Genomic DNA, 1,363 nt, shown 5'->3' with positions numbered 1-1,363 from the left:
CCAACTGCCATAGGGGATGCCATAGCGTTCGATGTAGCGTTTGGTCGACTCTTTGATGGGGTATGCGTACCTACCTTGGTTCATACCTTGATCAGGGCCTAACGGCTCAATCTCTGCTTGGGCGCTGGCGACCAGATGATCATTGAGGCAGTTATCGTTAACCCAGACCCGAATTGCGCCTCCTGGCGTCATTCCCACAACAACGGCTGCCATAGAGTTTGCTTTATGATCCGGCCAGTCCGGACAACGGCGTGCCGTTGAGCCGCGCATAATGCGGCGTGCATCTTCGGGAATATCGATCCAGCCTTTGTATGTTCTTTGTTCAACGATGGATTGCCAACGCACGAAAATCCGCTTTGGCAAATCAGCGCCGGTCATCGGGTAGATATTCCCTCCAATGGGTCCCCAGCCTCGGGCGTGCTCTTTATCGAGGCCTGGGTCGCCGGTACCAATAGAGCCGCCTCCAAGTCTCCTGAACAATCGGCCTTTGATGTCTTCGACAACAGTGATTTCTACGAGTCCTTGCATATAGGTAGGGCCTTGGAAATCAATACTCCACCCATCATCTTTAGGGTCGTTTGCACCCGACAGCGGATCGTGTTTGCAGGCGGCAAGCATTAATAGGCTCATGAGCAAAGCCATGAGGTTTAGGCGCGCGTGGCCCCGCTGGACGCTACCAACTGCCATAGGGGATGCCATAACGTTCGATGTAGCGTTTGGTCGACTCTTTGATTGGGTAAGCGTACCTACCGTGGTTCATACCTTGATCAGGGCCTAACGGCTCAATCTCTGCTTGGGCGCTGGCGATCAGATGATCATTGAGGCAGTTATCTTCAACCCAAACCCCGATCTTTCCGCCAGGAGCTACACCTATGATTGCTGCTGCCATGTGGTTCATTGGATTATCTGGCCAGCCCGGGCATTTATGGGCAACGGAGCCTCGCATCATGCGGCGTGCATCTTCGGGAATATCGACCCAGCCCTGGTAAGTTTTTTGTTCAGTGATGGACTGCCAGCGAACGTAAATGCGTTTTGGCAAACCTGAGCGTGTCATTACGTAGATGTTTCTCCCAATACTGCCCCAACCCCTAGGCTCCTCTTTGTCGAAGTCAGGGTCGCCGGATCCGACCACCCCTCCGGGGCCTATGAACATTCGACCGTTTACATCCTCAACGATGACCTGCTCAACCCAGCCTTGCATAAAGGGCGGACTGAAGACGTCAAGGCTCCAGTCACCATTTGGAGGGAATCTACCTCCAAATAACGAGTCGTTTTTGCAGGCGGCAAGTATCAATAGGCTCATGAGCAAAGCCATGAATTTTAGGCGCGCGTGGCCCCGCTGGACGCTACCAACTGCCATAGG

At 53.6% G+C, this 1,363-nt stretch carries 2 protein-coding genes; both read right to left on the bottom strand.

All coding sequences use genetic code 11. The features are described from left to right. Positions 1–630, bottom strand: a 630-nt coding sequence (locus B347_RS0111605; RefSeq protein ID WP_237719122.1) for a DUF2931 family protein, incomplete at its 3' end; no start/stop codon positions are given. 43 nt (positions 631–673) lie between these two features. After that, the coding region (locus tag B347_RS0111600; protein WP_019409889.1) for a DUF2931 family protein at positions 674–1,363 on the bottom strand (690 nt) is incomplete at its 5' end.

It is taken from the genome of Pseudomonas psychrophila HA-4, from assembly GCF_000282975.1.
In the GTDB taxonomy this organism is placed as follows: domain Bacteria; phylum Pseudomonadota; class Gammaproteobacteria; order Pseudomonadales; family Pseudomonadaceae; genus Aquipseudomonas; species Aquipseudomonas psychrophila_A.
Note: the sequence above shows the minus strand (reverse complement) of the source record. Positions and strands in the feature narration are given on the sequence as shown.